28 protein-coding genes are annotated in these 22,675 nt (G+C 61.9%); 17 read left to right on the forward strand and 11 right to left on the reverse strand.

The genetic code is table 11. From position 1 onward, the window contains the following. The 5 genes from ABI660_RS17295 to ABI660_RS17315 all read left to right on the forward strand — a co-directional run. A partial coding sequence (locus ABI660_RS17295; RefSeq protein WP_348070367.1) for a cbb3-type cytochrome c oxidase subunit I occupies positions 1-1,043 on the forward strand: 1,043 nt, incomplete at its 5' end. A gap of 26 nt (positions 1,044-1,069) precedes the next feature. Continuing rightward, the gene (locus ABI660_RS17300; RefSeq protein WP_348070369.1) at positions 1,070-1,183 is read left to right on the forward strand and encodes a cytochrome oxidase small assembly protein; all 114 of its coding nucleotides are present in this window, start codon (positions 1,070-1,072) and stop codon (positions 1,181-1,183) included. 3 nt (positions 1,184-1,186) lie between these two features. Further along, positions 1,187-1,801 (forward strand): cytochrome c oxidase assembly protein, encoded by a 615-nt coding sequence (locus tag ABI660_RS17305; RefSeq protein ID WP_348070371.1) that lies wholly within the window; start codon positions 1,187-1,189, stop codon positions 1,799-1,801. After that, positions 1,798-2,007, forward strand: coding sequence for a DUF2970 domain-containing protein (locus ABI660_RS17310; RefSeq protein ID WP_348070373.1), 210 nt, complete (start codon positions 1,798-1,800; stop codon positions 2,005-2,007). The genes ABI660_RS17305 and ABI660_RS17310 overlap by 4 nt, the downstream gene beginning before the upstream one ends. 62 nt (positions 2,008-2,069) lie before the next feature. Continuing rightward, entirely contained in the window at positions 2,070-2,951 is an 882-nt protein-coding gene (locus ABI660_RS17315) for a cytochrome c oxidase subunit 3 (protein ID WP_348070375.1), read from the forward strand. A 94-nt stretch (positions 2,952-3,045) separates the two neighbouring features. On the opposite strand, the gene ABI660_RS17320 is transcribed toward ABI660_RS17315, so the two are convergent. Then, positions 3,046-3,267: a twin transmembrane helix small protein gene (locus ABI660_RS17320; protein ID WP_348070377.1), complete on the reverse strand. Its 222-nt coding sequence runs from the start codon at positions 3,265-3,267 to the stop codon at positions 3,046-3,048. Between the two features lie 75 nt (positions 3,268-3,342). Between ABI660_RS17320 and ABI660_RS17325 the strand changes: the two genes are divergently transcribed. The 5 genes from ABI660_RS17325 to ABI660_RS17345 all read left to right on the forward strand — a co-directional run bounded on the left by ABI660_RS17325 (position 3,343) and on the right by ABI660_RS17345 (position 7,731). Then, a complete protein-coding gene (locus ABI660_RS17325) occupies positions 3,343-4,032 on the forward strand; it encodes an SURF1 family protein (protein WP_348070417.1) in 690 nt (229 codons plus the stop codon). Positions 4,033-4,142: 110 nt separating this feature from the next. Continuing rightward, positions 4,143-4,772: a hypothetical protein gene (locus tag ABI660_RS17330; RefSeq protein WP_348070419.1), complete on the forward strand. Its 630-nt coding sequence runs from the start codon at positions 4,143-4,145 to the stop codon at positions 4,770-4,772. Positions 4,773-4,913: 141 nt separating this feature from the next. Next, positions 4,914-6,182, forward strand: a complete 1,269-nt coding sequence (locus ABI660_RS17335) for a COX15/CtaA family protein (RefSeq protein WP_348070379.1) — start codon at positions 4,914-4,916, stop codon at positions 6,180-6,182. Further along, positions 6,179-7,096, forward strand: a complete 918-nt coding sequence (gene cyoE / locus ABI660_RS17340) for a heme o synthase (protein ID WP_348070381.1) — start codon at positions 6,179-6,181, stop codon at positions 7,094-7,096. The genes ABI660_RS17335 and cyoE overlap by 4 nt, the downstream gene beginning before the upstream one ends. Beyond that, positions 7,093-7,731, forward strand: a complete 639-nt coding sequence (locus tag ABI660_RS17345) for an SCO family protein (protein ID WP_348070383.1) — start codon at positions 7,093-7,095, stop codon at positions 7,729-7,731. Before cyoE ends, ABI660_RS17345 begins: the two co-directional genes overlap by 4 nt. Positions 7,732-7,944: 213 nt before the next feature. Here ABI660_RS17345 and rpoH read toward each other — a convergent pair whose 3' ends face one another. The 8 genes from rpoH to ABI660_RS17385 form a co-directional block, all read right to left on the reverse strand. Next, entirely contained in the window at positions 7,945-8,889 is a 945-nt protein-coding gene (rpoH, locus tag ABI660_RS17350) for an RNA polymerase sigma factor RpoH (protein ID WP_348070385.1), read from the reverse strand. 286 nt (positions 8,890-9,175) lie between these two features. Further along, complete coding sequence (locus ABI660_RS17355) at positions 9,176-9,472, reverse strand: hypothetical protein (protein ID WP_348070387.1); 297 nt, start codon at positions 9,470-9,472, stop codon at positions 9,176-9,178. Between the two features lie 75 nt (positions 9,473-9,547). Continuing rightward, complete coding sequence (locus ABI660_RS17360; protein ID WP_348070389.1) at positions 9,548-10,012, reverse strand: Mpo1-like protein; 465 nt, start codon at positions 10,010-10,012, stop codon at positions 9,548-9,550. A gap of 132 nt (positions 10,013-10,144) precedes the next feature. Next, entirely contained in the window at positions 10,145-11,116 is a 972-nt protein-coding gene (locus ABI660_RS17365; RefSeq protein ID WP_348070391.1) for a tripartite tricarboxylate transporter substrate-binding protein, read from the reverse strand. A 74-nt stretch (positions 11,117-11,190) separates the two neighbouring features. Beyond that, on the reverse strand, positions 11,191-12,201 hold the full coding sequence (locus ABI660_RS17370) for an Ldh family oxidoreductase (protein WP_348070393.1): 1,011 nt from the start codon (positions 12,199-12,201) through the stop codon (positions 11,191-11,193). After that, positions 12,202-13,137, reverse strand: a complete 936-nt coding sequence (locus ABI660_RS17375; RefSeq protein ID WP_348070395.1) for a hydroxyacid dehydrogenase — start codon at positions 13,135-13,137, stop codon at positions 12,202-12,204. A gap of 135 nt (positions 13,138-13,272) precedes the next feature. After that, positions 13,273-14,448 carry a UxaA family hydrolase gene (locus ABI660_RS17380; RefSeq protein WP_348070397.1) on the reverse strand — a complete coding sequence of 392 codons (1,176 nt, stop codon included), beginning with the start codon at positions 14,446-14,448 and terminating at the stop codon, positions 13,273-13,275. Between the two features lie 107 nt (positions 14,449-14,555). Further along, complete coding sequence (locus tag ABI660_RS17385) at positions 14,556-14,837, reverse strand: flagellar biosynthesis protein FlgA (RefSeq protein ID WP_348070399.1); 282 nt, start codon at positions 14,835-14,837, stop codon at positions 14,556-14,558. Positions 14,838-14,956: 119 nt separating this feature from the next. Here ABI660_RS17385 and ABI660_RS17390 point away from each other — a divergent pair, with 119 nt between their 5' ends. Both ABI660_RS17390 and ABI660_RS17395 read left to right on the forward strand, forming a co-directional pair. Continuing rightward, positions 14,957-15,748 (forward strand): GntR family transcriptional regulator, encoded by a 792-nt coding sequence (locus ABI660_RS17390; protein ID WP_348070401.1) that lies wholly within the window; start codon positions 14,957-14,959, stop codon positions 15,746-15,748. A gap of 25 nt (positions 15,749-15,773) precedes the next feature. After that, positions 15,774-16,784: a putative sulfate exporter family transporter gene (locus ABI660_RS17395; RefSeq protein WP_348070403.1), complete on the forward strand. Its 1,011-nt coding sequence runs from the start codon at positions 15,774-15,776 to the stop codon at positions 16,782-16,784. 18 nt (positions 16,785-16,802) lie between these two features. Here the strand turns inward: ABI660_RS17395 and ftsY are convergent, their stop codons facing one another. Then, entirely contained in the window at positions 16,803-17,948 is a 1,146-nt protein-coding gene (ftsY, locus tag ABI660_RS17400) for a signal recognition particle-docking protein FtsY (RefSeq protein WP_348070405.1), read from the reverse strand. A 28-nt stretch (positions 17,949-17,976) separates the two neighbouring features. On the opposite strand from ftsY, the gene ABI660_RS17405 reads away from it, so the two are divergent. From ABI660_RS17405 to ABI660_RS17425, 5 genes are all read left to right on the forward strand, one after another. Continuing rightward, positions 17,977-19,431, forward strand: a complete 1,455-nt coding sequence (locus tag ABI660_RS17405; protein WP_348070407.1) for a pitrilysin family protein — start codon at positions 17,977-17,979, stop codon at positions 19,429-19,431. A 92-nt stretch (positions 19,432-19,523) separates the two neighbouring features. After that, entirely contained in the window at positions 19,524-20,879 is a 1,356-nt protein-coding gene (locus tag ABI660_RS17410; protein WP_348070421.1) for a pitrilysin family protein, read from the forward strand. Beyond that, positions 20,876-21,529: a 16S rRNA (guanine(966)-N(2))-methyltransferase RsmD gene (rsmD, locus tag ABI660_RS17415; RefSeq protein WP_348070409.1), complete on the forward strand. Its 654-nt coding sequence runs from the start codon at positions 20,876-20,878 to the stop codon at positions 21,527-21,529. Before ABI660_RS17410 ends, rsmD begins: the two co-directional genes overlap by 4 nt. Before the next feature lie 55 nt (positions 21,530-21,584). After that, entirely contained in the window at positions 21,585-22,094 is a 510-nt protein-coding gene (coaD, locus tag ABI660_RS17420) for a pantetheine-phosphate adenylyltransferase (RefSeq protein ID WP_348070411.1), read from the forward strand. A gap of 2 nt (positions 22,095-22,096) precedes the next feature. Beyond that, the gene (locus ABI660_RS17425) at positions 22,097-22,378 is read left to right on the forward strand and encodes a YfhL family 4Fe-4S dicluster ferredoxin (RefSeq protein WP_348070413.1); all 282 of its coding nucleotides are present in this window, start codon (positions 22,097-22,099) and stop codon (positions 22,376-22,378) included. 77 nt (positions 22,379-22,455) lie between these two features. On the opposite strand, the gene ABI660_RS17430 is transcribed toward ABI660_RS17425, so the two are convergent. Next, positions 22,456-22,675 (reverse strand): hypothetical protein (locus tag ABI660_RS17430; RefSeq protein WP_348070415.1); only part of this gene is annotated, 220 nt, incomplete at its 5' end.

Genomic DNA, 22,675 nt, shown 5'->3' on the forward strand with positions numbered 1-22,675 from the left:
CGATGTTCTGCTGGACCTGGCTGATCACCGCCTACCTGCTGATCGCCGTGATGCCGGTGCTCGCCGGCGCGATCACGATGACGCTGACCGACCGCCACTTCGGCACCAGCTTCTTCAACCCCGCCGGCGGCGGCGACCCGGTGATGTTCCAGCACATCTTCTGGTTCTTCGGCCACCCCGAGGTCTACATCATGATTCTGCCGGCCTTCGGCATCATCAGCCAGATCATTCCGGCCTTTGCCCGCAAGCGCCTGTTCGGCTACGCCTCCATGGTGTACGCCACCGGCTCCATCGCCATCCTGAGTTTTGTCGTGTGGGCGCACCACATGTTCACCACCGGCATGCCGGTGACAGGCCAGCTGTTTTTCATGTACTCGACCATGCTGATCGCCGTGCCCACGGGCGTGAAGATCTTCAACTGGATCGCAACGATGTGGAAAGGCTCGATGACCTTCGAAACCCCCATGCTGTTCGCGGTGGGTTTCATCTTCGTGTTCACCATGGGGGGCTTCACCGGCCTGATCCTGGCGGTTGCGCCTATCGACATCCAGGTGCAGGACACTTACTACGTGGTGGCCCACTTCCATTACGTGCTGGTGGCCGGCTCGCTTTATGCGCTGTTCGCCGGTTATTACTACTGGTCGCCCAAGTGGACCGGCGTGATGTACAACGAAACCCGCGGCAAGATCCACTTCTGGTGGTCGCTGATTTCCTTCAATGTGACCTTCTTCCCGATGCACTTCCTCGGACTGGCCGGCATGCCGCGCCGTTATGCCGATTACCCGATGCAGTTTGCCGACTTCAATGCGATTGCCAGCGTGGGCGCCTTCTTCTTCGGCTTTGCCCAAGTCTATTTCTTCTTCTTTGTGGTCCTGCCGACGATGCGCGGCAAAGGCGAAAAAGCGCCGCAGCGCCCCTGGAACGATCCCGATGGTGCAGGCGCCGAAGGCCTCGAGTGGGAAGTCGCATCTCCCGCTCCCTTCCACACTTTTGAAACACCTCCCCGCCTGGACGCTACCGCGACCAAGGTTGTGGGTTACTGAGCTTGCAGGCAAGCAGCCGGCGCGCCATGACACCCGAACAGAAAAAGAACAACCTGCGGCTGGGGTTGATCCTCGCCTCGATTGCCATCGTGTTTTTTCTCGGGTTCATGGCCAAGCTGGTATTTTTCGGCAAAGGCTGAGGCATGGGTCTGAAGCGCGAAAATTTCCGGATGGTGGGCAAGCTGGGCGTGATTGTGCTCGGCATGTTTGCCTTCGGTTATGCGTTGGTGCCCATTTACAAAGCCATTTGCGAAGTGACGGGCATCAACATCCTGGCGCTGGGCGACCGGCAGATTCCCGGTGCGACACCGAAGACGTCGGCCAATACGCAGGTCGACACCAGTCGCAGCATCACCGTCGAGTTCGATGCCAACGCACGCGGACCCTGGATGTTCAAGCCGGCGGTGCGTTCGCTGCAGGTTCATCCGGGTGAACTGGCGACGGTGATGTACGAGTTCCAGAATGTGCAGAGCCGCACCATGTCGGCCCAGGCGATACCGAGCTACGCACCGGTCCAGGCTGGCGCGCATTTCAACAAGCTCGAATGCTTTTGCTTCAACCAGTACACGCTCGCGCCGGGAGAAAAAAAACAGTGGCCGGTGGCCTTTGTGATCGATCCCAAGCTGTCCAAAGACGTGAGCACCATCACACTGTCCTATACTTTTTTTGAGGTCGGTGGCAAGACGCCGGCAGCGCCCACGGCCGGCCCGGTCGCGGCGGTTGATCTGGCCAGGCAACGTCCTGAACCCGGCGTATGAACACACCGGTGACGCAGCGCAAGGGCTCGATCTGGCGCACCATCAAGGCGGTGAGCTGGTCGTTCGTCGGTTTGCGTAGCCGGGGCGAGTACGAAAAAGACGTCGAGCAACTCAATCCGGTGCACATTGTTATTGCAGCGCTGGTCGGGGTGCTTGTTTTTGTCGGCTGCCTGATTCTTCTGGCCACCTGGGTGGTAGGGAAGTAAGCGCAGCGCGTCAGGCCATTGATTTTTTTGAATACTAGAATTTAGCGAAACAGGAGTTGGAAATGTCTTCAGCAGCGCATGCAGGAACCCCTTATTACTTCGTCCCGGCGCCCTCGGCCTATCCGGTGATGGCGGCCATCGGCCTGTTTTTCGTCTTTTTTGGCGGAGGCCAGTGGATCAATGGCGCAGGCTGGGGTGCTTATTCCCTGGCTTTCGGCATGGTCTGGTGGCTGGCTGTGCTGTTCTTCTGGTTCAGTGCCGCGGTAAGGGAGAGTGAAGGTGGGCTTTACGGGCACAAGGTTGACCTGTCCTACCGCTGGAGCATGAGCTGGTTCATTTTTTCGGAAGTCATGTTTTTCGGCGCCTTCTTCACGGCACTGTGGTGGGCGCGTGTGCATTCGGTGCCGGAATTGGGCAGCCTGGAAAATGCCTTGCTCTGGCCCGACTTCAAGGCCGTCTGGCCCAGCATTGCGGCCGGTGCCACTGCGTCGCCTGCTGGCATCATCGAGCCGTTCACGACCATGGGGCCTTTCTGGCTGCCGACCATCAACACCGCCTTGCTGTTGAGCTCCGGCGTGACGCTGACCATTGCCCACCATGCCTTGCGCGAAAACCATCGCGGCAAGACCGTCGCCTTCATGTGGCTGACCGTGCTGCTGGGGATCACCTTCCTGGGCGTGCAGGGCTACGAGTACTTCCATGCCTACTCCGAGCTGAATCTGAAGCTCTCGTCCGGCGTGTACGGCTCGACCTTTTTCATGCTGACGGGTTTCCACGGTTTCCACGTGTTTGTTGGCATGCTGATGCTGCTTTTCATCACGCTGCGCCTGCAAAAAGGGCATTTCACGGCGGAGCGACACTTCGGGTTTGAAGGTGCAGCCTGGTATTGGCACTTTGTGGACGTCGTGTGGCTGGGCCTGTACGTCCTGGTCTACTGGCTCTGAGGCGCCCGCCGCCCGGCAGGTGTGACGCGCGTTGCGCTGCTGCAGGCGGCGAGAAAACAAAGGCCGCCATCAGCGGCCTTTGTCTTTTGCTCTTTTATTTGCCGACCGCGATGCCGGTAGGCTGGATATAGCCCATTTTCCAGGCAATCAGGATGCAGACAAACAGCACAATTGAAAAGCCGACGCGAAAGGCCAGCGCGCGCGCCATGTTGCCGCTTTTCGCCTTGCCGCCACTGCCGCCTTTCAGCATGAAAAACAGTGCAGATCCGAGGCTGGCAAGGATGGCCAAAAATGCGATTGCTACAAGGTAGGTCATGAGCAGGATTATCAGCGCATGAGCCCAGCTTTGCTCCAGGTCCGCTTTTGGGTGGTGACTCTGGCCGCCCTCTTGATGGCCGGCCTGACGTTTTCGCTCGGGCAATGGCAGTGGCGCCGGGCCGCCGACAAGATCGCGCTGCAGGCTGCGATTGATGATAAAAAAAGGCTGCCAGCCCTTGATGCTCCGTCGCTTATAGCTACAAAAAACATAGCGGATGTAACGTATCGGCAGGCCTCGTTGCAAGGTGTCTGGCAGGAGGCGCATACCGTCTACCTGGACAACCGCCCCATGGTCGGCAAGCCCGGTTTCTGGGTGGTGACGCCGCTGGCGTTGGAGGGCGTTCGCCCGTGGCTGCTTGTGCAGCGCGGCTGGATCCCGCGGGATTTCAATGACCGCACGCGCCTGCCCGCGATTTCAACGCCACCCGGCCTGGTCAGTGTGGCTGGCCGCATGGCCCCGCCACCGTCCAAGCTATACGAGTTCGCAGGCGTGCAGAGCGGCCGCATCCGGCAGAATCTCGATGTCGCTGCCTTCAGTGCGGAAATTGGCCAGCCTTTGCTGCCTGCGTCGCTGCTGCAGACCGGCCCGGCAAGTGAAGGTTTATTGCGTGACTGGCCGGAGCCCACACTGGGCGTCGACAAACATTACGGTTATGCCTTCCAGTGGTTCGGTTTGTGTGCCCTCGTCGTGGGGCTGTATGCCTGGTTCCAGCTGATTTCTCCGCGCCGCAAAAAGCGGCCTCCATCTCGTCTCCACTCCTGAACGGCGATCCCAACGTGCAATATCCACAGCCCGATTCTTCCCTGTCGCCTCCTGCCGGTCACGCCGCAACAGCCGGCCAGGACCAAGCCCTGGGCCTGACCGTGCACGCCATGCCGCAATTTGACGCTGCCGCTGCTGCGCGGGTTCCGGACACCCGGGCGGGCCGCTGGAAGATGCTGGCTGTGCTGCTGGTCTGCGCGGCGCCGGTGGTCGCCTCCTACTTCACCTATTACGTGGTCCGTCCTGAAGGCCGGCGCAATTACGGCGAGCTGATCGACCCCCAACGACCCTTGCCGGCACTGACTGCCGTGGCATCTGACGGGCGCGCTGTCGAGTTGCCGGCGCTCAAGGGCCAGTGGCTGCTGGTCAGCGTGGCCGGCGGCGCCTGCGACAGCGTTTGTCAACAACACCTTTATTTCCAGCGCCAGTTGCGCGAGTCGTTGGGCCGCGAAAAAGAAAGGCTCGACCGTGTCTGGCTGGTCAGCGATGAAGCCGCCATTCCGGGTGCGCTCGACGCTGCGTTGCAGGGTGCCACCGTGCTGCGCGTTGCCGGTCTGGAACAGTGGCTGCAGGCCGCCCCTGGCCAGGCGCTGGCAGACCATTTGTATGTGGTCGATCCACTCGGCAACTGGATGATGCGGTTCCCTGCCCGCATGGACGCCGCCGGTGCCGCCAAAGCCAAGCGCGACCTGGAGCGTTTGATGCGCGCTTCGGCCTCCTGGGACAAGGAAGGCCGGTGAGGATGTTGGCCCCCACGCTCCCCACTGCGTGTGGTTCGCTGCCCCCCGAGGGGGCGCTGCGCCTGCGGCCCGGCGAAGCCGGTTCCGCGGCCCCGGCTGGCGAGGGGATGGAGTGCCCGTGGCAGCGGTTGAGGGGCGAGCATGGACGCGCCTGATCTGTACAACCTGAGCCCGGCGCTGCGCCTGATGGCCACGGGCTTGGCGCTGGCACTGGGCCCGCTGGCCTGGGTCTGGCTGCGCAATAAAAACCAGCCCATGGCGCGGCGCCTGCGGGTGCTCACGCTGGTCACCCTGTTCCTGACTTTTGACCTGGTGCTGTTTGGTGCCTTCACCCGGCTGACTGATTCTGGGCTGGGCTGCCCTGACTGGCCTGGGTGTTACGGCCATGCCAGTCCCGTGGGCGCACATCAGCCCATCAGCGACGCACAGGCGGCCATGCCCAGCGGGCCGGTCACGCATTCCAAGGCCTGGGTGGAAATGATTCACCGCTATCTGGCGACCGGGGTGGGGGTGTTGATCCTGACGCTGGCCGTGGCCACCTGGCGGGAGCGCCGTGCCGCAGGGCGTGGGGGTCATACGCAGGCATTCCTTCAAGCCAGGGCCGCGGAACCGGCTTCGGGCCGCAGGCGCAGCGGCCCCCTCGGGGGAGAGCAGCGAACCACACACAGTGGGGAGCGTGGGGGCCCTATTTCCACATGGTGGCCGGCATGGACCCTCGTCTGGGTGTGTATCCAGGGCGCATTTGGCGCACTGACCGTCACGATGAAACTGTTTCCGTTGATCGTCACCCTGCATCTGCTGGGCGGGCTGGTTCTGCTTGCCTTGCTGCGCGCCCAGGCCGTGCGTTATGCACAGGCGCAAGGGTCGTCCATGCCGGTTCCCTTGCCTGCAGGCACCTGGCTGCTGCTGGTGGTCACCTTTGCCCTGCTGTGGCTGCAGGTCGCACTCGGTGGCTGGGTCAGCACCAACTATGCAGTGCTGGCCTGCACAGATTTTCCGGCCTGCCAAGGCAGCCTCTGGCCAGCGATGGACTTCAGGGAAGGTTTCACCTTCTGGCGTGCGCTGGGCGCGGGGCTGGATGGCAACAACATCAGCTTCCAGGCCCTGACGGCCATTCACTATGTGCACCGGCTCACCGCCTACGTCGTGTTTGCCGCGCTGCTGTTGCTGGCTGTGCGGCTGCGCGATGTTCCTGGTACGCGTTCCTATGGCTGGTGGCTGGGTGCACTGGCGTTGTGGCAGTTCGCGACCGGCCTGAGTAATGTTGTGCTGGGCTGGCCGATGGTGGCAGCGGTTGCGCACACCGGCGGTGCAGCTGCCCTGGTGGTGGTGATGACCGGCGCGCTTTTTTCCAGCTACCGTGCGCCAATACCGGCAAGTGCGTCAAAATTGAGGGCTTCCACCTTATGAATCCCTCCGACTCTTCCGCCTCCGTGGCGGCCACTCCCTTCGTGCCTTCCAAATTTGCGCAGTTTTACGCGCTGACGAAGCCGCGCGTGGTGCAGCTGATTGTGTTCTGCGCGCTGATCGGCATGGTGCTGGCGGTACCCGGTGTGCCCGGCTGGGCCGATGTGAAACTGGCCATTGTGGCATGCGCCGGCATCTGGCTGGTGGCCGGCGCGGCGGCGGCCTTCAACTGCCTGGTGGAGCAGCAGATTGATGCGAAGATGAAACGTACCGCGTGGCGTGCCACCGCGCAGGGACAGATCAGCAATCCACTGACCCTGGCCTTTTCCACCGTGCTGTGCGCTATCGGCTCCTGGATTCTCTATGCCTGGGTCAACCCCCTGACCATGTGGCTGACCTTTGCCACCTTTGTGGGTTATGCGGTGGTCTACACCGTGATCCTCAAACCGCTGACCCCGCAGAACATCGTGATTGGCGGCGCTTCGGGCGCCATGCCGCCGGTGCTGGGCTGGGCCGCCATGACCGGCAGCGTCAGCCCGGAGGCCCTGATTCTTTTCCTGATTATTTTCCTGTGGACGCCGCCGCACTTCTGGGCGCTGGCGCTCTACCGTGTGGAGGACTACCGCAAGTCCGGCCTGCCCATGCTGCCCGTCACCCACGGCAACGCGTTCACGCGCCTGCAGGTGTTCCTGTACACGCTGGTGCTGTTTGCCGCCTGCCTGATGCCCTTTGTGTTCAAGATGAGCGGCTGGCTTTACCTGGTGGTGGCCATTGGCCTGAGCGTGGGCTTCAGTTGGTATGCCTGGCGGCTGTGGCGCAACTATTCCGACGCACTGGCGCGCAAGACTTTCCGCTTCTCGCTCATCCACTTGTCTGTTTTGTTTGCGGCCTTGCTGCTCGACCACTATCTCGTATGAACACTTTTCCCGCGTCCCCCGACAGACGAAGTACTCTCAAATTGATAGCTGGTGGCGCTTTACTGTCGGGGGCTACAGGCCTTTTTGGCTTAATATCCGGCTGTACCGATACAAAACCGCAGTTCGCCAGCATTGACATCACCGGCGCCGACTATGCCCGCGACTTTGCCCTGGCCGACCACAACGGCCAGGCGCGCAGCATCAAGGATTTTCAGGGCAAGGTGGTGGTGGTGTTTTTCGGTTACACCCAGTGCCCCGACGTGTGCCCGACCTCGATGGCTGAACTTGCCGAAGTCAAAAAACTCCTGGGCGCCGACGGCGAGCGGCTGCAGGGCCTGTTTGTCACGCTGGACCCCGAGCGCGACACGCGGGAAGTGCTGAAGGCTTACATGGCCAACTTCGACCCGACCTTCCTCGCCCTTCGCCCCGAACTCGACAAGCTGCCGCAGGTGGCGCGGGACTTCAAGATTTTCTATAAGAAAGTGGATGGCAAGACGCCTGGCAGTTACACGCTGGACCATTCGGCCGGCAGCTATATCTTCGACCCGCAAGGCCGCGTCCGCCTGTACAGCCGTTACGGTAGCGGCCCTGCGGCGTTGGCGTCCGACGTCCGCCTGCTGATCAAAAACAACTGATTCCGTTTCTAAATCATCCGTGCACTTTGTCGGCTTCGCTAGCCGTACGTCTGTACTGTCGTCGCTTCGCCTTCGCGTTCACGAATGATTTAGAAATGGAATGAAGCCGCCTGCCTGCGGCCCCTGTGGCAGCAGGCAAAAAAAAGCCTGCACACGATGGTCGTATGCAGGCTTTGGGCGAGCGCCGCGCTGGGCGGCGTTGCCGTCAAGTCATCAGGCGTAGGCCGCGAGGACCTTTTTCATTTTTTTCATGGCCGCCACTTCAATCTGGCGAATGCGTTCGGCGCTGACTTTGTACTCGGCGGCCAGATCATGCAGCGTCATACCGCCTGATCCGTCGTCGTTGACCTTGAGCCAGCGTTCCTCAACGATGCGCCGCGAACGATCATCCAGGCCTTCCAGCGCGGTCGTGATGCCGTCGCTGGCGAGGTAGTCGCGCTGGCGTGACTCCATCAGCTGGGTCGGTTCCTGCGTCGCGTCCGACAGGTAGGCGATCGGGCCAAACGCGTCTTCACCATCATCGCTGGGGCTCGGGTCCAGTAGCACGTCGCCGCCGGACATGCGCTGCTCCATCTCGATGACCTCCTCGCGCTTGACGTTCAGCGTTTTTGCCATCGAACTGATCTGGTCCTCGGTCAGGGTGTCGCGGTGCGTCGCCACATCGGCATCGTCCTTGAAGCCTTGTTTCATCGAACGCAGGTTGAAAAACAGCTTGCGCTGCGCTTTGGTGGTTGCAACCTTGACCATGCGCCAGTTTTTCAGGATGTACTCGTGCATCTCGGCCTTGATCCAGTGCAGCGCATAGCTGACCAGACGCACACCCTGGTCTGGATCAAAGCGTTTGACCGCCTTCATCAGGCCAATATTGCCCTCCTGGATCAGGTCGGCATGGGGCAGGCCGTAACCCAGGTATTTGCGCGAGGTAGCCACTACCAGACGCAAGTGAGAGAGCACTAACTTACCGGCAGCTTCCAGGTCGTTCTCGTCCTTGAGCTTGCGGGCGAACTCCTGCTCCTGCTCCAAAGTGAGCATGGGCAGGCGGTTGACCGCAGAAATATAGGCGTCCAGGTTACCCAGGGGCGGCAAAAGCGACCACGGATTGGTGGTCGCCAATGCGGTAGTGGCAGGGCTCACCTTGGGGGAAAGGGCATAGGACATAGAGCAAAACTCCTTTTCTGAAGTCAAATATTAGCACTCTGTTGGAGGGAGTGCTAAGCAATAGGTTCAATGGCTTTGATAGGGTACGGCTAACTGGTAGTTACCCTGATTTTGTGTCCCATTCTCCCGCCTTAGTTCCATCGGCCCTGTAGGCCGGAAGCGGGGAGCGGGGGCATCAAAAAGCCCATGTTTGCCATCATGGGCGGCTCCGGGCCGCTACATCCATCCTCGGCGCCCCGCCAGTTTTTGCCGCCGGGGTGCCGTCCGGACAGGGCGCGTGGGGTGCTCAGGAACGGGGTTGGTCGTCGCGAATTTCGCGTACTTCCACGTCCACGACCTCGCCGCTACGGGTGGGTGCGGCCTCACGCGTGCCGGTTCCCGGCCAGGCGGGCTGGGAGGAAAACCGCTGGAAACGCCCAAACACAACAGGATTGGGTTTCTGGCCGGTGAACAGCGAGCGCAGCAGGCCCAGCGCCAGCAGGACGAGGCTGGCCAGCAGCAGGCTCACCGCAAAAATTGCGGCGAAAGTCCAGAGGACCAGGCGCAGGATGAAACGAAGAATGCGGCTAACAAAGCTGGGCACGTGGCAAATTCCCGTAAGAGTCAGAAGGATGCATCTGCGGGCGAAGGCCTCAGATTCAACCGGGGCTGAGCGGATTTACCAGCGAATGCCGAGCTTGACGAAAAGTTTACTCAGCACAAACAGCGGCCCCACCCAAAGGTACTGGATGTCCTCTAAGAAAGAGGGTTTTTTGCCCTCCAGCTTGTGGCCCACAAACTGCAGGATCCAGGCGCCGACAAAAATTCCGACAGACAGGGGAAACACAAGGCCATCGCCTACGGCATGCACCAGCGCAAGCAGGATGGCTGACCAGAGGATCATGGCGCCGAAAAAGACCAGCGACAATCTCAGGTAGTACACCATGCTGGCCGCGATAAAGGCATAGGCCAGGTAGGGGTGCAGGGTCAACATCATGCCAAGCAGGCTGAGCATGATCAGCGGAATGGCGACGAAATGAATGAGTTCGTTTTTCGGATTCCTGTGGCTTTCGCTGTAGTGAGCGAGCAGGCGGTCAACCTGGCGCGTGCCGTCAGAAGCGGTGGGTGTGGTGGTGTGGTTCATGGTGCCTCCGGGAGGAGAGTCGAAACACTCCCTCCCAAAACACTTTAATGGATGGCTGCTGTTTGCGAAAGCAGGGGAATTACTGCATCCCCCTCCCTCCAAAGTAGTACAAAAGCGCGAGCCGGCTCCCGATCAAGTGGCGGTGATTTTCGCGGTCCGGATGATGCGGCTCCAGCGTTCGATCTCGCTCTTGAGAAAACCGGCGAAGTCGCCAGCTCCTTTGGGAGAGACGCGAAAACCCTGTTGCTTGGCGCGCTCTTCCACATCGGCACTGAACATGATCTTGATCATCTCACGCGAGTAGCGCTCCACGATGGCGTCCGGCGTTTTGGCCTGAATCATCGCTGCGGTCCAGTTTTCAACATACAGGCCGGGCATGCCGGATTCCATCGCGGTCGGCACGTCGGGAACCATGGGGTGGCGGCTCAGTCCGCATATCGCCAGGGCGCGCAGCTTGCCGCTCTTGACGTGGGCAATGGATTCCGGGAAGTTCGAAAAAATCACATCCAGCTGGCCACCAATCAGGTCGATCATGGAGGGCGCGCCGCCCTTGTACGGGATATGCGTCATGTGCGTCTTGTTCAGATCGTTGAACAGCGCCATGGTCAAGTGCGCCGGCGTGCCGTTGCCGCTGGAACCCGCGTTGAGTTGCTTGCTTTTCGCGACCGCCATCAGGTCTTTGAAGTCCTTGATCGGGCTGCCCGTGGGCACCACCACCAGCATGGGCGAGCCCGCCAGCAGCGCGACGGGCCGCAGGTCCTTGGTCAGGCTGTATGGCGCATTCGGAAACAGTGAAACATTGGCAGCATGCGTGAGGGTAATGGCCAGCAGGCTGCTGCCGTCGGGTGTCGATTTGGCCACCTGCTCGGCGCCGATCTGGGCATTGCCGCCGGCCTTGTTTTCCACGATGACCGAAACCTTCCAGGCCTCGGCGAGTTTTTGCGCCACGGTGCGAGCCATCATGTCTGTCAGACCGGCGGGTGCGAAGGGCACGACATATTTGATCGTGCTTCCCGGCTTTGGAAAGCTGGGGGTTTGGGCCCAGGCGGGTAGCGCGCCCAAAGTAGCGCCAGCGGAAGCCAATACGATGTCTCGACGTTTCATGTCATTCTCCATGGTTGCCTTCTTTCATCGAATCCGCCATTGCCGCGTGGGACGACCCATGCAGCCCCGGCGGGTTATGCGGCCAGCCTGTCCAGCTGGTCTTTCAGTGCATCCGGAATCGTCAGCCCTGAATTTCTTGCCTTTTCTTCGAGGCTCATTCTTCTCGCGCCTGCCAGGCGCACGCCATCGTCAATCAGCATTTCACTGACGAGTGTCTCCATTCTTGCGAAATACACGTCCTTGCCGGCCAACGCGCCCGGGTCGATCACGATAAAGGCCTGGCCGATGCGCGGCGCATTGCCTTCGTCTTCAAAAAACGAAGAGGCTTCAAAACCAAATTGAGCCCCTATGACGGCTGTGACCATCAACTCAACAATCAACGCCAGCATCGCCCCCTTGGGGCTGCTGACTGAACCCAGTGGCAGCATTGCGCCTGTCAGGCCGGCTTTGGCGTCGGTGGTGGGGCGGCCTTCGCTGTCGAGGGCCCAACCTAGGGGAATGGGCTGGCCGTCCCTGGCCGCGACCATCAGCTTGCCGCGAGCCACCTCACTCAGCGAGAGATCGATCATCAACGGGTCGGCATTTTTGCGCGGAAAAATGGCTGCCACGGGGTTGGTTCCGAAGATGGGGTGTTTGCCACCAGCGGCGGGCATGGCCGCAGGCGAGTTGGCAAAGGCCAGACCCACCATGTCTGCCTTGGCCACGGCACGCAGGTGGTCTACCAGCACGCCGCAATGGTGGCTGTTGGCAACGCCGGCAAAACACACGCCCAGCTTCGTGGCGGTGGCAACGGCGGTAGCAATGGCCAGGTCGCATGCCGGAAAGGCAAGACCTTGCGCGGCATCGACCAATACTGCTGCGCCCTTGTGTTGCACCACCCTGGCTTGTGCACCGCCAACGGCACGGCCATTGCGCAGATGGGTCGCGTATTGCGCTACCCGGCTCAGGCCATGTGACGCCAGTCCTTGCATTTCGGCGCTGACCAGTGCTTTGGCGGTGCTGGTTGCCATGGCTTCGCCAGCGCCGGCAAGGCGCAGCGCGCGAGCCGCCAGGTCAGTGGCTTCTTCAATACTCAGTGGGGTCATTCAGGCCAGGCTTCTCAACACTTTGTCGGCAATCATGAAAGACACACGCTCGTTGGCTTCGAAGGTGACGCCGGAGATGTGGGGACTCAGGAGCAGGTTAGGGCAATTCTGCAACGATGCGTCGGCGGACAGGGGTTCTGTGTCGAAAACATCGATGGCGGCACCGCCCAGATGGCCTGAACGTAGCGCGGCCGCCACAGCTGGCAAGTCCACGATATGTCCGCGCGAGGTATTAATGAGCACGGCCCCCTTCTTCATGGCGGCAATTCGTGCGGCATTGAAAAGACCCCGTGTGGAGTCCACCAACGGAACATGCAGGGTGATCACGTCCGCCTGGCCCACCAGCGCGTCCAGGCCGGAAAATGCGACTCCTGTCTGACTGAACACCGCCGCGTCGGCGTTGAGCACGGCATCAAACGCGATGACCTTCATGCCCAGGCCTTGCGCCATGCGCGCTGTCATTTGCCCGATGAAGCCAAAGCCGATGACGCCAAGCGTCTTGCCTGCGGTTTCGCGACCATTGCCCAGTACCGTGCGCGGCCACTGACCGCCGGCAACCGCCTCCGTTGCTGTGAAGGCACCACGCAGCAGCATCATGGTGCTGGCAATCACGTATTCAGCGACGCTGAGTGCATTGGCGCCCGTGGCCGGAATCACTGTAATGCCTTTTGCTTCACAACCAGTGACATCAATGTTGTCTAGGCCTACACCCAGCCGGCCCACCACTTTGCATTTTCCGAGCGCGGCCAGCAAGGCGTCACGCACCTGGGTGCGGTTGCGCACGATCAACACGTCGGCGCTTGCCGCCTGAGTGATCAAGCGTGGCGCGTCGTCCACCAGCAGAGGGTCGTACAGCACGTTGTGCTCGGCCGCCAACTGCGCGACGGCGCGTTCGTCCATGAACTCGCTGATGACGATGCGTGCGCGGATCGTCATGGCAAGGCACGCCGCGCAGTACGCGAAGCGACAAGTGTGAGGGCCCGGATTTTTCCGCAGGGCCGACCCAAGGAAAAATGCGCCCCCTCGGGGGGCAGCGCGGTACGCGGAGCGACAAGTGTGGGGGTCATATCTTCAGGCGCTTTCGAACAACCGTGTCAGCACGAACTCGCGGTGGCCCAGTGCTTCAGCAGCCGTGAGACGCCCGTTGGCTGTGCGCAGCATGTTCTCCAGCAGTTGGTCCCCGGCCTGGTCCAGCGTGATCTCACGCTGCAGCAGCCCGGAGGTGTCCACATCGATGTGTTCGCTCATCAGGCGCACGGTGCGCGGGTTGGAGCAGATCTTGATGACCGGCACGATCGCATTGCCGATCACATTGCCCTGGCCGGTGGGGAAGAAGTGCAGCGCATAACCCGATGCGGCGCACAGTGTCACCATTTCCGCGGCGGCACTCGACGAGTCCATGAACCAGAGGCCCGGATGCGTCGGCATCTCGGCCTTGTCGATCACACCGTCCACCGTGCATTTTTTGCCGATTTTCTGGATGTTGCCCAGCGCTTTTTCCTCGATGGTGGTCAGGCCACCGGCGATATTGCCCTTGGTCGGCTGCGAGTCAGACAGGTCGCTGGTCTTGTGGCGGTCAATCACCGCCTGGTAGCGGTTGAACATGAACATGAACTGTTCGCGGACCGCATCGGTGGCGCAGCGATCAGCCACAATTTTTTCACCGCCGGTGAGTTCGGTGGTCTCACCAAAACACAGGTAGTTGCCCAGGGGATGCAGTTTGTCGAAGGCATTACCGACCGTCGGGTTGGCGCCGCAACCGGAAGTGGTGTCCGATTCGCCGCATTTGGTCGAGACCCAGAGTTCAGAAATGGCGCAGGCCTCACGTTGCTTCTCGCTGGCCCATTGTACGTACTCGCGCGCTGCTTGGGAGGCCCGCATGATGGTCTCGTGGTCGCCATGGCCCTCGATGCCGAAACCCATCACTGGCTTGCCGGTGGTGGCGATGCCGTCCACCACCTTCTTGGTCCAGCTGTCTTCGATACCGATGACCACAACAGCTGCAACATTGGGGTTGCAGCCCGCGCCTATCAGTGTGCGAAAGTGCAGCTCGAGGTCGGCGCCGAACTGCAGGCGTCCGTAGGGGTGCGGAATCGCCATCGCGCCCTTGATGTTGTGGGCAACGGCTTCGGCAGCGGCGTTGGACAGATCGTCTAGCGGAAGGATGATCACGTGGTTGCGCACGCCGACACGGCCGTTTTCGCGGCGGTAGCCGAGGAAGGTGGTATTTTTATCGATGACTGACATGAATGGGTCCTTGATGAATTAATTTTCAGCGATCGCCGCGGATCTGGCTCCGCCAGGCCACTGGCGATGCCCCCTGGGGAGAGGCTGCCGCAGGCCGCTTCGGGGGCTCACCATCTCTTGGTCTTGATGTTGTGTACGTGGGCGTGCTGGCCGGCCTTGATGTTGGCCACGACCTTGCCCATGTCGATGCCGTACTTCCAGACGGTGTCGCCGACGCTCATGTCCTTGAGCGCCACCTTGTGGCCGATCGGGATGTCCTGCTGCGCTTTCACATTGATCATGCGGTCTTCATCCATGATCCAGCCGGTCATGTCGGTGCCCGACTTCACGCCTTCCACCACCACGACCGCCACGGTGTCTTTGGCGTCATGTAATACAAAATGAATCATTGGTTTTTCCAGAGGTCCGAAGTTGAATCGAACCTCCAGTCTAGGGACAGCCAATGGCTTGTCAATCAACTCCTGTATATGAGTTGTACGCCCCCCGCCTGTGGTGTTCCAATCAGGCGGTGAAGACAACCACCAGACCGGAACTGCGCAAACTGCCGAAAGGCGGCGACTCCCTGCCGCTGTACCGCCAGGTCAAGAGGGACCTGCAGAAAATCATTGAAGCCGGACACTACGGTCCGGGCAAGGCGCTGCCCGGCGAATCGGCGTTGGCCATGGAACTGAAGGTCAGCGTGGGAACCCTGCGCCATGCGGTGGACGAACTGGTACACGAGCATGTGCTGGTCCGGCGCCAGGGCAAGGGCACTTTTGTCGCGCCGCACAACCGTGCCCGTTTCATGTTCCAGTTTTTTCATGTGGAGCCGCGTCCGGACCCCGAAGACGAGGGGCCGCCGCTGGAGCAGGAGTTCCCCGGCATCACCTGCATCGGCTTCATGCGCGACAAGGCCAGTGCGGCCGAAGCCCGGGCCTTGCGCATCAAGCCCGGTGACCCGGTTTTTCGCGTGGAAAACAAGCTGGCGCTGGGCGGGCGCGTGGTGGCTTATGACAGGCTGGTGCTGTCGGCCGCGATGTTTCGCAATCTCACGGAAAAGCGTTTTGTCGAACGGCCCAGCACGGTTTATGCGCTCTACCAGACCGACTTCGGCATCACCGTGCTGCGCGCCCAGGAGCGCGCCCGGGCGTCGGGCGCCGACAAGGCCGTGGCGCATGTGCTGGGTGTTCCCCCCGACACCCCAGTCATGGAGGTGCATCGTCTGGCGCTGACCTTTGGCGACAAGCCGGTCGAGTACCGGGTTTCGTTTATCAATACCCAGGCGCACGACTACGTGAGCGTGCTGTCTAAAAAAACCTGAAAGTAACCAGGATGAAATCATCGTGATGGCGCGCTGGCGTGCCAGGCTGGCTTCCTATTTCCCCGGTGTGCTGGTGTGCCTGGTGATTGCGCTGGCGGCCACCTTTGTCTCCGAGCACTATGGCGGGCCGCAGCTTTTGTACGCGCTGCTGATCGGCCTGGCCTTCCATTTCCTGAACAGCCACCCACAAGCGATTCAGGGCATCAATTTCTGCGGCCGCACGGTGCTGCGTGTCGGCGTTGCCCTGCTGGGCGCACGCATCACGTTTGCGCAGGTGGCCCAGCTTGGCGTGCAGACCGGTGTGCTGATGGTGCTGGCGGTGCTGCTGACAATTGTGTGCGGGTTGTTGCTGGCGCGCTGGCTGGGCTGCTCGCGTGACCAGGGACTGCTCACCGGCAGCGCCGTGGCGATCTGCGGGGCCTCAGCGGCACTCGCCGTTTCGTCGGTGTTGCCACAGACCCGCGAGAACGAGCGGTTTACCCTGCTGGCCGTAGTTGGCGTCACCGTGCTGTCGACCGTGGCCATGGTGGTCTACCCTTTCACTCTGAACGCCATGGGGCTTGCGCCGGCGCAGGCCGGCATCGTGCTGGGCGGTTCCATCCATGACGTGGCCCAGGTGGTGGCCGCGGGCATGATGCTGGGGCCGCAAGCTGGCGACACTGCCACGCTGGTCAAGCTGTTTCGCGTGATGCTGCTGATGCCGGTGGTGCTGGTCATTGCGGTGCTTTACCGCCACCATCCGGCCGTCAGGACACCGGAAACAGAAGTACCGCTGGTGCCCGGTTTCCTGCTGGCCTTTGTAGTACTGGTGATGCTGGCCAGCGTGGGAACCATCACCCCGGCGATGGCTCAGCTTGCCGGCGGTGCCTCGCGCTGGATGCTGGTGACGGCAATTGCGGCGGCCGGCGTGAAGACCAGTTTCGAAGACCTGCTCAAGCTGGGCTGGAAGCCGGTCGCCATGCTGCTGGGTGAGACTTTTTTTATCGGGGCGTTCATGGTGCTGGGCGTGTTGCTGTTGCGCCTGGGCCTGGCTTGACCGTGCCGCAGCGGCAGCTCAGGCCAGCAGCGCCTGCGCGAACTCCCGGGCGTTGAAGGTTTCGAGGTCTTCCAGTTTTTCGCCGACGCCGATGAAATAAACCGGCACCGGTCGCAAGCCGGGCGAGGCCTTGGCGCGCTCCCGCGCCCACAGCGCGATGGCAGCCAGCACGCCGCCCTTGGCCGTGCCGTCGAGTTTGGTGACGATCAGGCCGGTCAGTTGCAGGGTCTCGTCGAAAGCCTTGACCTGGCTCAGCGCGTTCTGGCCGGTGTTGCCGTCGATCACCAGCAAAATTTCATGGGGAGCCGTCGGGTCGGCCTTGCTGACGACGCGTTTGATTTTTCTGAGCTCTTCCATCAGGTGCAACTGGGTCGGCAGGCGGCCCGCGGTGTCCACCAGCACCACGTCCTTGCCGCGAGCCCTGCCGGCACTGACAGCATCGAAGCTCACCGCGGCCGGATCGCCGCCTTCCTGGCTGACGATCTCCACCATGTTGCGATCGGCCCAGACCTCGAGCTGTTCGCGTGCTGCGGCGCGGAAGGTGTCGGCCGCGGCCAGCAGCACCGACGCGCCTTCGTTCGCAAGGTGGCGTGTGAGCTTGCCGATCGACGTGGTTTTGCCGGCACCGTTGACGCCGGCCACCATGATCACCGTCGGTTTGTACTCACCGATCACCAGCGCCTGCTCCAGCGGATTGAGCAGCTGGGCAAGAACATCGGTCAGGATGTTCTTGACGGCCACCGGGTGGGTCACGCCGCTGTCCCTGACGCGGCGTTTGACTTCGTCTAGCAGATAGGTGGTGGCACCGGTGCCGGCGTCGGCCATCAGCAGGGCCGACTCCAGGTCTTCATAAAGCGTGTCGTCGATGCGGGTACCGGTGAACACGCCGGAAATGCTGGCCCCGGTCTTGTGCAGGCCCGAGCGGAGCTTGCTGACCCAGTGTTCGCGTTCTGCGGGGATGGCGCCAGGCAGGGGAATCGCTATCGGCGTGACCAGTGCGCTGCCGATCAAGCCACCGCCGGGGCGTACCGGGGCTTCAGACGGCATGCTTTCCGGGCGGCTGACAGCGGGGGTTGCGATGTCGGGCGGGGCAGGGTGCCCGATGGCGGCCGGAACGGTTTCAGGCGCGGCAACGGGCTTTTTTTTCTTGAAGAAACTGAACATTGATTGTGCTTTGGAGTCACACTATTCTATGAAACACACCACACAGGATTTCATGGGCATTTTTTCGGGTTCTTCTGCACACCTTCAGCGCACGGTTCTCTCCCTCCTTACCGGCTTTTTTCTGACAGCTCCCGTGTTGGCGCAGAGTGCCGCGCCGGTAACCCAGTTCCAGCTTGCCAACGGCATGACAGTCATCGTCAAGACGGACCGGCGTGCGCCCACCGCAGCCCACATGCTCTGGGTGCGGGTCGGCTCCATGGACGAGGTGGATGGCGGCACCGGCGTGGCCCATGTGCTGGAACACATGTTGTTCAAGGGAACACCCGACATGAAGCCGGGCGAGTTTTCACGGCGCGTCGCTGCGCTGGGGGGGCGCGAAAACGCGTTCACGACCCGCGATGCGACCGGTTATTACCAGCAGATACCCTCGGACAAACTTGAGGACGTCATGCGCCTGGAAGCCGACCGTTTTGCGCGCAACCAGTGGGTAGACGACGAGTTCAAACGTGAGCTGGAGGTTGTCAAGGAAGAGCGTCGCCAGCGCACCGAAGATTCGCCGCGTGCTCTGCTGTATGAAGCCGCGAATGCCATGACCTTCATGGCTTCGCCCTACCGCCGCCCGGTTGTTGGCTGGATGAACGACCTCGAAGCCATGACGCCCGATGATGCGCGCGCGTTTTACCGGCGCTGGTATGTGCCTGCCAATGCGGTGGTGGTGGTGGCCGGCGATGTGGACGTGGACCAGGTGCGGCGCCTCGCCGAAAAATACTATGGCCGCATGGCAGCGCGGCCGGTGCCGGAGCGCAAGCCGCGCATCGAGCCCGCGCAAAGCGGTTTGCGTCAGCTCGATTTCAAGGCCCCGGCGAGCCAGGCTTATGTGAGCCTGCTCTACAAGGTGCCGGGGTTGCAGCCACCGGCAGGCGGCCAGGACGCGGCCGGGATTTTCAACCGAGATGCATTGGCGCTGACGGTGTTGGCGGCGGTACTGGACGGCTATAGCGGCGCGCGGCTGGACCGGGCCCTGACACAGGGTGAACAGCGCCTGGCCGACAGTGCCGGTGCAGCCAATGGCCTGATCGGTCGCGGGCCGCAGGTCTTCGTGCTTGACGGCGTACCTGCTGACGGAAAAACGGCAGCGCAGGTGGCTGACGCCTTGCGCCAGCAGGTTGCGCTGATCGCCCGCGAAGGGGTCAGCGAGGCCGAACTCAAACGTGTCAAAACCCAGTGGGTTGCCAGCGAAACCTACAAACTCGATGCCTTGTTCAGCCAGGCACGCCAGCTGGGTTCCTACTGGATCAATGGCTTGCCGCTCGACACGGATTCGCGCTTGGTCAACCAGCTGCGCAGCATCAGCAGCGCCGAGGTGCAGGCGGTGGCCGCGCGGTATTTCAGTGACGACCAGCTGACGCTTGCCACTTTGCTTCCGCAGCCTCCCGACCCGAACCGTGCCAGGCGGGTGCCCGCGCCGGGGCTCAGGCATTGAGCGCGGCGCGTTTTGCCGGGTGCTCTTTTCCAATACTTTTTCTTGTGGAAATTCACGTGACAATTGCTATCAAAAAAAGAGCCGTCAGCGCAATGTTGATAGGGGTTGCAGGCCTTTTTTGTCCAATATTCTCGCTGGCGGCGATCCCTGTGCAGCAGTGGACACAGCCCGGCGGTGCCAGGGTCTACCTGATCGAAAGCCCGGCCATTGCCATGGTTGATGTAGAGCTCGATTTCGACGCCGGCAGCCGGCGCGTGGCGGCAGCACAGGCCGGCCTGGCCGGTGCCACGGCCTCCCTGCTTTCCAAGGGCGTCGCTGCGCGTGGCAGTGAACCTGCGCTTGACGAAAATGCGCTCGGCGAAGCCTGGGCTGATCTGGGGGCGCAGTTCGGCGCTTCTGCGGCGACCGACCGCTTCAGTTTTTCATTGCGCAGCCTGACCGAACCCGACCTGCTGGACCAGGCCATGCGGCTGGCGGCCCGGCAGATGGCCGAACCGGCTTTTCCGGACCCCATCTGGCAGCGCGACCGGCAGCGGCTGGTGGCCCAACTCAAGGAGGCCCATACCCGGCCAGCGTATCTGGCCGGCCGCGCCTTTGCCGCAGCGGTGTACGGCGACCACCCCTATGGCCATGAGACCACCGAAGCCAGCCTGGGCCATATCAGCGTCGCCGACATGCGGGCTTTTCACGCGGCTTACATCACGCCTTGCCATGCCCGCGTCAGCATCGTGGGCGCGCTGAACCGTGTGCAGGCCGACGCCCTGGTGACGGGCCTGCTCGCGCGCCTGCCGAAAATGGACTGCGCCGCTGCGCCGCCCCTGCCAGCGGTGGCGGAAGTGGCGCCGCTGGAGCGTGCACAGGCCCTGAACATTCCCTTCGATTCGGCGCAGGCGCATGTGCTCATGGGCCAGCCGGGGTACAAACGCAACGATCCTGATTTTTTCGCCCTGACGCTGGGCAACTACGTTCTCGGCGGCGGGGGATTTGTGTCGCGGCTGACCGAAGAGGTTCGCGAAAAGCGCGGCCTGAGCTACAGCGTTTCGAGTTATTTCTCGCCGGGCCGGCACGCCGGGGCGTTCACCGTCGGGTTGCAGACGCGCCCCGACCAGGCCGCGCAGGCGACCGTGGTGGCGCAGCAGGTGCTCGCGAAATTTGTCGCCGAAGGACCCACCGAGGCTGAACTCAAGGCGGCCAAGGGCTACCTGATCGGCGGCTTCCCCCTGCTGATCGACAGCAACCGCAAACTCCTGGGCAACTTGTCCAACATTGCCTGGAATGATTTGCCGCTGAATTACCTGGACACCTGGACCGACCGGATCGCCAAAGTGGGCGCCGTCGATGTGAGGGCTGCCTTTGCGCGCAAGCTGCAGCCGGAGAAAATGGTGACTGTTATCCTCGGAGCCGTTCCCGCCGCGGTGGGAACAGCGACTCCAGGAACTCGACCATGAAATACACACCAGCCCCTGCAGGTAAAACTCCGTCAGGCGCTGCCCCACGTCCGAAATCAGGCAAAGTTGTGGCGCGCAAGTCCGTGCCCCCGGGCGAAATCCGTATCATCGGCGGCCAGTACAAACGCAGCAAACTGCCTGTTTCCAACAAGCCTGGCCTGCGGCCCACGCCTGACCGCGTGCGCGAAACCCTGTTCAACTGGCTGGGCCAGGACCTCACGGGCTGGCGTTGCCTGGACGTGTTTGCCGGTACCGGCGCACTGGGGCTGGAGGCCGCCTCGCGCGGCGCCGCCGAGGTGCTGCTGTGCGAGCAGGACGCCGGCCTGGTGGACCAGCTCAAGGCGCTGCAGGCAAAACTGCGCGCGGACATGGTGAAGATCGAGCGCGGTGATGGCCTGGCCGCCCTGAGGCGGGCGTCGCCGGCCAGCATGCAACTGGTGTTTCTGGATCCGCCCTTTGATTCGCCACTGTTCGAGCCGGCGCTCAAGGCGGCCGCACAGGTGGTGGCCGAGCCCGGTTATATCTACCTGGAAGCACCGCAGGCCTGGTCTGATGACGTGTTGGCCGAGTACGGCTTGCAGCTTCATCGCAGCGGCAGGGCCGGGGCGGCGCACTTTCACCTGCTGGTGCGCAAGAGCGCGCCGGCGTAGCCCTGAAGGCGGCAGGGGCACGCGGGCCCCACAGGCAGGCGGGCATAATTGGTCCATGGCTACCAGCACCCGCATTGCGGTTTATTCCGGCACATTTGACCCCTTCACGTTAGGGCATCAGGACATCGTGCGCCGCGCGGCGGGGCTGTTTGACCGGCTGGTTATCGGCGTCGCTGTAGCGCACCATAAAAAGACCCTGTTCAGCCTGGACACGCGCCTGCAGCAGGTGCAGGACGAAACGCAGGGCATGGCCAATGTCAGCGTCTTGCCGTTTGATGGGCTGATCATGGACTTTTGCGCGGCACAACAGGCCGTGGCGGTCGTGCGCGGTGTGCGCAACCTCACCGATTTTGATTACGAAGCCCAGATGGCGGCCATGAACCGCAAGCTGCGTCCGCAGGTAGAGACCGTGTTCCTGTTGCCCGACGCGCCTGTGCAATGCATCAGCAGCACGCTGGTGCGTGAGATCAGCAAGCTGGGCGGCGACGTGAGCCAGATGGTGAGCAGCGGCGTTGCGTCTGCGTTGCGGCTGGCGCACACCGCGGGTGCACAGAAAGGCATCTGAGCATGGCGCTGCTGATCACCGATGAATGCATCAATTGCGACGTGTGTGAGCCGGAGTGCCCGAACCAGGCCATCTACCTGGGCAAGGAAATCTACGAGATCGACCCGCAGCGCTGCACCGAATGCGTCGGGCATTTCGACGAGCCGCAATGTGTGCAGGTCTGTCCCGTGGCCTGCATTCCGCTCAATCCTGCGTTCATTGAAGACCGCGAAACGCTTTGGCAGAAATATCAGCGGCTGCAGGCGGAATCGGCTGCGGCGGTGGTGCAGGTTCGGGTTTTATAAGTCATTTGTTGCTCCAGCCCTTTTGTGACGGGCGCAACCAGCTATTGAATTCATAGCAAATTCTACTTCTGCGACTTTCAAATCTGACTTGCTGAGGTTCGCTCTTCAATTGCCGAGGCCGTTGGTTTGCCAGCAAGCCGGGGGTTGCCCGGCGGCAACTCACTTTCTTTTTGTGTCGCCAAAAAGAAAGTAAGCAAAGAAAAAGGCGACCCTGCTGTCTGCGTCCCCTGCGCTGCGCTCCGGGGCAACCTGCGGTGCTCGGTCCAGCCGGGGTCGAGCTCGAACTCGCCTTCGGCT

It is taken from the genome of Polaromonas sp., from assembly GCF_039930745.1.
Classification (GTDB): Bacteria; Pseudomonadota; Gammaproteobacteria; order Burkholderiales; family Burkholderiaceae_C; genus Polaromonas.